At 41.4% G+C, this 6,743-nt stretch carries 7 protein-coding genes and 1 tRNA gene; 5 read left to right on the forward strand and 3 right to left on the reverse strand.

All coding sequences use genetic code 11. The annotated features are described in order from the left end of the window. Nucleotides 1–167: 167 nt before the first annotated feature. Nucleotides 168–243 (forward strand) — tRNA-Gly (locus ABYB02_RS12980). Between the two features lie 272 nt (nucleotides 244–515). On the opposite strand, the gene ABYB02_RS12985 is transcribed toward ABYB02_RS12980, so the two are convergent. From ABYB02_RS12985 to ABYB02_RS12995, 3 genes are all read right to left on the reverse strand, one after another. After that, on the reverse strand, nucleotides 516–1,598 hold the full coding sequence (locus tag ABYB02_RS12985; RefSeq protein ID WP_372762864.1) for a trypsin-like peptidase domain-containing protein: 1,083 nt from the start codon (nucleotides 1,596–1,598) through the stop codon (nucleotides 516–518). A 99-nt stretch (nucleotides 1,599–1,697) separates the two neighbouring features. Beyond that, a complete protein-coding gene (locus tag ABYB02_RS12990; protein ID WP_372762865.1) occupies nucleotides 1,698–3,050 on the reverse strand; it encodes a Do family serine endopeptidase in 1,353 nt (450 codons plus the stop codon). 130 nt (nucleotides 3,051–3,180) lie between these two features. After that, nucleotides 3,181–3,615 (reverse strand): YhcB family protein, encoded by a 435-nt coding sequence (locus ABYB02_RS12995; protein WP_372762866.1) that lies wholly within the window; start codon nucleotides 3,613–3,615, stop codon nucleotides 3,181–3,183. A gap of 135 nt (nucleotides 3,616–3,750) precedes the next feature. Between ABYB02_RS12995 and zapE the strand changes: the two genes are divergently transcribed. The 4 genes from zapE to ABYB02_RS13015 all read left to right on the forward strand — a co-directional run bounded on the left by zapE (nucleotide 3,751) and on the right by ABYB02_RS13015 (nucleotide 6,567). Continuing rightward, complete coding sequence (gene zapE / locus ABYB02_RS13000) at nucleotides 3,751–4,839, forward strand: cell division protein ZapE (protein ID WP_372762867.1); 1,089 nt, start codon at nucleotides 3,751–3,753, stop codon at nucleotides 4,837–4,839. A gap of 366 nt (nucleotides 4,840–5,205) precedes the next feature. After that, a complete protein-coding gene (gene rplM, locus ABYB02_RS13005; protein WP_002957960.1) occupies nucleotides 5,206–5,634 on the forward strand; it encodes a 50S ribosomal protein L13 in 429 nt (142 codons plus the stop codon). Nucleotides 5,635–5,642: 8 nt separating this feature from the next. Further along, on the forward strand, nucleotides 5,643–6,035 hold the full coding sequence (gene rpsI, locus ABYB02_RS13010) for a 30S ribosomal protein S9 (RefSeq protein ID WP_086995409.1): 393 nt from the start codon (nucleotides 5,643–5,645) through the stop codon (nucleotides 6,033–6,035). A gap of 184 nt (nucleotides 6,036–6,219) precedes the next feature. Next, nucleotides 6,220–6,567, forward strand: a complete 348-nt coding sequence (locus ABYB02_RS13015; RefSeq protein WP_372762868.1) for a four helix bundle protein — start codon at nucleotides 6,220–6,222, stop codon at nucleotides 6,565–6,567. The last annotated feature ends 176 nt before the right edge of the window (nucleotides 6,568–6,743 follow it).

The following is a 6,743-nucleotide window of genomic DNA, read 5'->3' on the forward strand; positions in this document are numbered from 1 at the left end:
AGCTCAGTTGGTAGAGCGCGACCTTGCCAAGGTCGAGGTCACGAGTTCGAGCCTCGTGTGCCGCTCCAATTTCTCACCAAAGAAATTGGAGTAAAGAAGAAAAGATTAAAGGAACAAGGTTTTAATATTGATAGAACCTAGAACCTAGAACCTAGAACCTAGAAAATGCGGCACTAGCTCAGTTGGTAGAGCGCGACCTTGCCAAGGTCGAGGTCACGAGTTCGAGCCTCGTGTGCCGCTCCAATCTCTTATATTTCCTCATTGTTTTAAAAACTAACAAACCTACAAACTTACTCATAAAGTCATATAATTTAATACTCAACTTACTGTTTACTCAATCCCACTGCTGATAAGTAATAGTTACTTAATTGCTGACAGCTACTTTCGCAAAAATAGAAGTGAATGAATTAAAACCCCGTGTCTACTTTATCGGGGTCGTATCATTTTTGCTGACAGCTGGTACCTAAAATCGGATACCTAAAACCTGACATCTTGTTTTTACCTTTACCTAAAAGCTATAACTTAGTTTCAAGCTCCGCGACAGTGACCATTATTTTTTCAATTTGACCGTTACGATAAAGTTCAAATTCTATTTTTTTACCCGGCTCGGTATTACCTAGTTTTTCTAATACTTTTTGTGGGTTTGCTACCGATAACCCTGCAATTTTAATCACAATATCTTGTTCTTCAATTCCGGCTTGCCATGCGGGGCCTAATGGGTCTAAATTGGTAATGCGCATGCCAGCAACTGGCGTAAGGCTGTCGTTTACCTCTTTACCCGTGCTATCTACCGCTGTGCCTTCAAAGCCTAAATAGCCGCGGACTACGCGACCATGGCGAATAAGTTTAGCCATTACTTTTTTTGCTAAAGAGTAAGGCACCGCAAAAAATATGCCCTGAATATTTAAATTCTCGCGGGTTTTAAACTGGGCTGACGTTATGCCCACTAAATCGCCTTGCGAGTTAACCAGTGCTCCCCCTGAATTACCCACATTAATGGCGGCATCCATTTGCAATAAATTATTATAAGGACTGTCGGTTATTTTTTGTTTTCCCGTGGCGCTAATGATCCCTTGAGTAATGGTTTGTCCTAAATTTAATGGGTTACCAATGGCAAGTACAATGTCGCCGACACTGGAAGTGTAATTATCGTTTACCGGGATCACCGGCAAGTGATTGGCGTTAATTTTTAATAACGCCAAGTCAGTAATGGTGTCGAAGCCGATAAGTTGTACGTCAAAAAAACGGCGGCCATCGGTTAATATCACTAATATTTGATCGGCGTTATTGATGACGTGATAGTTGGTAAGAATATAACCGTCTTCAGACATGATCACACCTGAGCCGAGCTCTTGTACGGTGTTTTGCCGTTTATAACGTGGCTCTTTCGAAATACTCTCTGAAAAAATGGTCACCACCGAAGGGGCCGCGCGTTTTACCGCATCAGAAAAGCTTAGATGGCTGCTGCTTATAGCACTAGGTAATGGTACGTTAGGAAGGAGTGCAGAGCGCATATTAGGGTTAAGGAAGACCACTAAAAAAGCAATGCCAAGACCTGCAAGTAAGGGGGGAAGAACAAATTTTAGTAGTTTCAGCACGAGATTCTTATTGTTAGTGAGCAATCCCTCAATGATGGCACAAAAAAAATAACAGCGGCAAGTGCCGCTGTTATTTTATTCCATAAATAGTGCTATTAATTACTGAATTAGCACAAATATAGATTCGCGACCGCGTTTAACGCCTAAAACGATATTACCTTGGATATTGTCGATAATTTTGTTCATGTCGTTAATGGTTTCTACGCGTCGACGGTTAACTTGCACAATAAGGTCGCCTTCTTCTAAACCAACACGCGCAGCCGGTGAGCGTGGATCGACAGTGGCTATTTCTATCCCTTTAACGTTATTTTTCTTCACGTTTTCTAATACCGCACCCTGGAATGCTGGGTGCAGCTCTTCGCCCGTGGCGGTAAGACCCGATGCGCCATCTAGGGTGACTTTAATGGTTTTCACTTTGCCATCGCGGTAAATGCCTAATTTAACTTCGCGGCCTTCACCTAAGGTCGCTATTTTACTACGTAGCTCATGAAAGCCACTAATGTCGCTGCCATTAATGCTAATAATTACGTCACCGGCTTTGATACCAGCTTTGCTGGCTGCGGTGTTGTCCAGCACTTGCATCACGTAGGCACCTTGTTTTACGTCAAGTTGTTGTGCTTTAGCTAAGCCTGCATCGAGTGGGCGCCCTGAAATACCTAACGAGCCACGGCGCACTTCGCCGTGTTCGATTATTTGGTCGACTAAATTTTTCATCATATTAGACGGTATTGCAAAGCCAATGCCCACATTACCGCCGGAAGCACCTAAAATGGCAGTATTTATACCAATCAGTTCGCCATTTAAGTTTACCAGTGCGCCCCCTGAGTTACCTTGATTTATAGCGGCATCGGTTTGAATAAAGTCTTCGTAACCTTCAATATTTAAACCACTGCGGCCAAGGGCGCTCACTATGCCTGAGGTTACTGTATGGCTTAAGCCAAATGGGTTACCAATAGCAACAGCAAAATCACCGACCCGCAGATGGTCGGAATTAGCGAGTGTGATTGCGGTTAAGTTATCGGCCTCAATTTGTAGTAAAGCAATGTCTGACTCTTTATCGGTGCCAATTTTTTTTGCTTCAAATGCACGGCCATCTTCTAGGGTGACAATCATTTTTTCAGCATCTTGAATCACATGGTTGTTGGTGACAACATAACCTTCGTCTGCATCAATAATAACACCAGAGCCTAAGCCACTAAATTGACGTTTTTGATTACGCGGCTGTGGGTTACCAAAAAAGAACTCTAAAGGGTCGGCGCGGCGACGTACTTCTTTTGAACCTGAAACTTGAATACTGACTACCCCTGGGGTGATTTGCTCTAGCATGGGGGCAAGTGTTGGTAATTGTTGACCATTTACTGCAATCGGTATTTTAGCGTAAGAGGCTACTGGGCTTATTAACAAGCTAGTAGATAGAATAGCTGCGCTGATCAGTGATAATTTCATTTTCATAGTCAGGGTTTACTCCACTTAGGATAAGTAAAAATCAAAAAGGGCTGCATCAGCAGCCCTTTAAAATTGTCAGTAACATAAAACAACAAAGCTGTTATATCTAAAGACTATGGGGTCGAAAAAAAGTTCATCAAGATGCGTTAGGCGCCTTGACTTCATTTACAAATAAACCAGATTCACCGGGTACATAATCAGCCGGTTGAGCATCGGCGTTAGAACGATCAGAGCGACGTTCTTTAAGTGATGCTTGTAACTGTTCGGTCGTTTCTTTGGAGAAAAAAGGTTCAGCCGGAGCTTTATTTCTATCTTCAAGTAGCAATTGGTTTGTTTCTTCTACGTGGCTAAGTAGCTGATCGTAGTTGTCTTTCATTTTATTAACTAACTTGCCTGTGCTTGCTAAGTGATCCGCTACATCTTGGCGATATTGCTCTAGCGTATTTTTGGCTTGCTCTGCTTGCTGTTCTAATTCATCTTGCTTAAATTGTTTTTTAGCGACAAATGTACCGATGAAAAAGGAAGCTATAGCAACAACAATCACTAAACCGACCCATGTAAATGTACCCATAAATATCACCTCTTTGGGAAATTAACTAACGAATATCTGATTCAATTATAAATCACATTAACTCTAATATACCCTGAGTAATGATGCGTGTTAATATGTTGCGCAAATTAAACTGTGTTTTAACTGTAAATAGATATGACTCCTTGGCAAAAATACCAGCAAGACCTTAAGCGCGATGACTTTGTATATGATGCAGCACAAGAGAATGCAGTGCGTCATTTGCAACGCCTCTATGATGATTTAACCCAACAACAGCCGCAAAACCAAGGTTTTTTTGCAAAGCTGTTTAAAAAGTCAGCACCAGCGCCTGTTAAAGGCCTGTATTTTTGGGGCGGAGTAGGGCGCGGTAAAACCTATTTAGTTGACACTTTTTATGAAGCATTACCGGGCAATAGAAAAATGCGTGTGCATTTTCATCGCTTTATGCACCGGGTGCATGATGAGCTTAAAAAACTCAACAACACCGAAAACCCGCTAGAGATCATTGCCGATATTTTTAAAGCCGAAACCGATATTATTTGTTTTGATGAATTTTTTGTGCAAGACATTACCGATGCCATGTTACTAGGTGGCTTAATGGAAGCATTATTTGCCCGTGGTATTGTATTAGTGGCGACGTCAAATATTATTCCAAATGAGCTTTACCGGAATGGTTTACAACGAGCGCGCTTTTTGCCAGCAATCGAGCTTGTTAATGCCAATACTGAGGTGGTAAATGTCGACTCGGGTATTGATTACAGGTTAAGAACCTTAGAGCAGGCCGAAATATTTCATAGCCCGCTGGATGAACAAGCCGATAAAAACTTATTTGAGTATTTCGACAAGTTATCACCCGAGCCAGGCACACTGGATAGCGCAATTGAAATTGAAGGGCGAATGATTAAAACGCGCAAAGTAGCAGACTGCATTGTGATGTTTGATTTTAGCGAACTATGTGAAACTGCGCGTAGCCAAGTTGATTACATGGAAATTAGCCGTTTATATAATACGGTTATTTTATCTAACGTTAAACAACTGGGACAAGCTAACGACGATGCAGCACGGCGTTTTATCGCCTTAGTGGATGAGTTTTATGAACGCCACGTAACGTTAATTATTTCGGCTGAAAAGCCAATTACCGAGCTGTATACCCAAGGTAATTTAAACTTTGAATTTAAACGCTGTATTAGCCGCTTACAAGAAATGCAGTCGTTAGAGTATTTAGCAAAAGAGCATTTAGCGTAAAAGTTAAAGACTCAGGGCTGCGGGTTTCGAGCCTCGCGCTACGGACTGAAAAAAGTGTGAAGTAAATTCGCACTTACACGCTTAGGTGTTTTTTCTGATTTGTTTATTTTTCACCTTTGACCTTGCTGCTTTATTCTTTTACTGACGAACATATTTTTTTGTGGAAAAAACAACCCGCCGGTAGTAATGCTATAAAAGTGCTGGTATACTCCCGCGTCTGCCACGTTGCGTTCTATGCCCTCATATAGTTTAGCCACTTGTGAGCGGCGCAAAAGTCTAAAACTCGAAGGGGTTGGAGCACACTTAGAGCAGTAGTTAATTTTAACTACTTGTGGTTTTAAACTGAAAAACATTGGATTTTTATAAATGAAAACGTTTGTTGCTAAACCAGAAACAGTAAAACGTGACTGGTACGTAGTTGACGCTGAAGGTAAAACTTTAGGTCGCATCGCTACTGAAATCGCTCATCGCCTACGCGGTAAGCATAAAGCTGAATACACTCCACACGTAGATACTGGTGATTACATCATCGTTATCAACGCTGAGAAAGTTACTGTAACTGGTAACAAATTCAAAGATAAAGTGTACTACGCTCACTCTGGTTTTCCAGGTGGCCTTAAGTCTACTACTTTTGATAAACTTCAAGCTGCAAAGCCTGAAATGATCATCGAGAAAGCTGTAAAAGGCATGTTGCCACGTGGTCCTTTAGGCCGCGCTATGTACCGTAAACTTAAAGTTTACGCAGGTACTGAGCACAACCATGCTGCACAACAGCCTCAGGTTCTAGACATTTAAGGAGCACTATCATGGCAAATCAATACTACGGTACAGGTCGTCGTAAAAGTTCAAGTGCTCGCGTATTCTTACGCCCAGGCACTGGTAACATCGTAATCAACAAACGCTCTTTAGAAGAGTATTTTGGTCGCGAAACAGCACGCATGGTTGTTCATCAAGCTCTTGAGCTTGTAGATATGACTGAAAAGTTTGACCTTCACATCACCGTTTCTGGTGGTGGTACAACTGGTCAAGCTGGTGCAATCCGTCACGGTATTACTCGTGCACTTATGGAGTTTGACGAGTCACTACGTCCACAACTTCGTAAAGCAGGTTTCGTTACTCGTGATGCACGTAAAGTTGAACGTAAGAAAGTGGGTCTTAAGAAAGCGCGTAAGCGTCCACAGTTCTCAAAACGTTAATATTTACGTTATCAAGAATTCAAAAACCCAGCTTATGCTGGGTTTTTTGTTTTTAGATTAAAGGTTTTGGTTCAAGGTTCAAGGTTCAAGGTTCAAGGTTCAAGTTATAAGTTTGATCTAAGCTTTGTGTCTTTCTTATATTACAGTTATAAGTTAAGTATGTTTTAGCTGACTGGTAATGTTTATGAGGTTTGAAGATTTAAGGGTATGGCAACGCTCAGCCGATTTAGCCTGCGAGATTTATTTACACTTTAAGCAAAGCAAAGAGTTTGGTTTAAAAGATCAAATCACACGATCTGCACTTTCAGTTTCTTCAAATATAGCAGAAGGTTATGAGCGGGTAACGGCCAAAGATTATGCTCGATTTTTATCATATTCCAAGGGAAGTTGTGGAGAGTTACGTTCTCAAATTTACATAGCAATAAAAATAGGTGAGGTTGATACGATAAAGGCCAATGAATGGATTGAGGAGACTCGTGAACTTTCCCGTATGATTTCGGCATTGATGAAATCAATAGGTGCTTGGGAGTAATTTTCTCAAAAAGTTATATCCATTCAAAAATATTTGACTATAGTTTCACCTTTCACCTTTCACCTTTCACCTTTCACCTTTCACCTTTCACCTTTCCCTTTACGACTAAGGTCGATAGCCGCTGCTCACAATAGGCAGAGAGTGCGTGTTTTGTGTACTAAAGCCAAAAAATACTC

This window comes from Pseudoalteromonas sp. (assembly GCF_041613455.1).
Taxonomy (GTDB): Bacteria; Pseudomonadota; Gammaproteobacteria; order Enterobacterales; family Alteromonadaceae; genus Pseudoalteromonas.

Coding starts and splice junctions, on each gene's coding strand:
- ABYB02_RS12990 (WP_372762865.1), bottom strand. CDS start 3,050: ATGAAAATGAAATTATCACTGATCAGCGCAGCTATTCTATCTACTAGC.
- ABYB02_RS12995 (WP_372762866.1), bottom strand. CDS start 3,615: ATGGGTACATTTACATGGGTCGGTTTAGTGATTGTTGTTGCTATAGCT.
- zapE (WP_372762867.1), top strand. CDS start 3,751: ATGACTCCTTGGCAAAAATACCAGCAAGACCTTAAGCGCGATGACTTT.
- rplM (WP_002957960.1), top strand. CDS start 5,206: ATGAAAACGTTTGTTGCTAAACCAGAAACAGTAAAACGTGACTGGTAC.
- ABYB02_RS13015 (WP_372762868.1), top strand. CDS start 6,220: ATGAGGTTTGAAGATTTAAGGGTATGGCAACGCTCAGCCGATTTAGCC.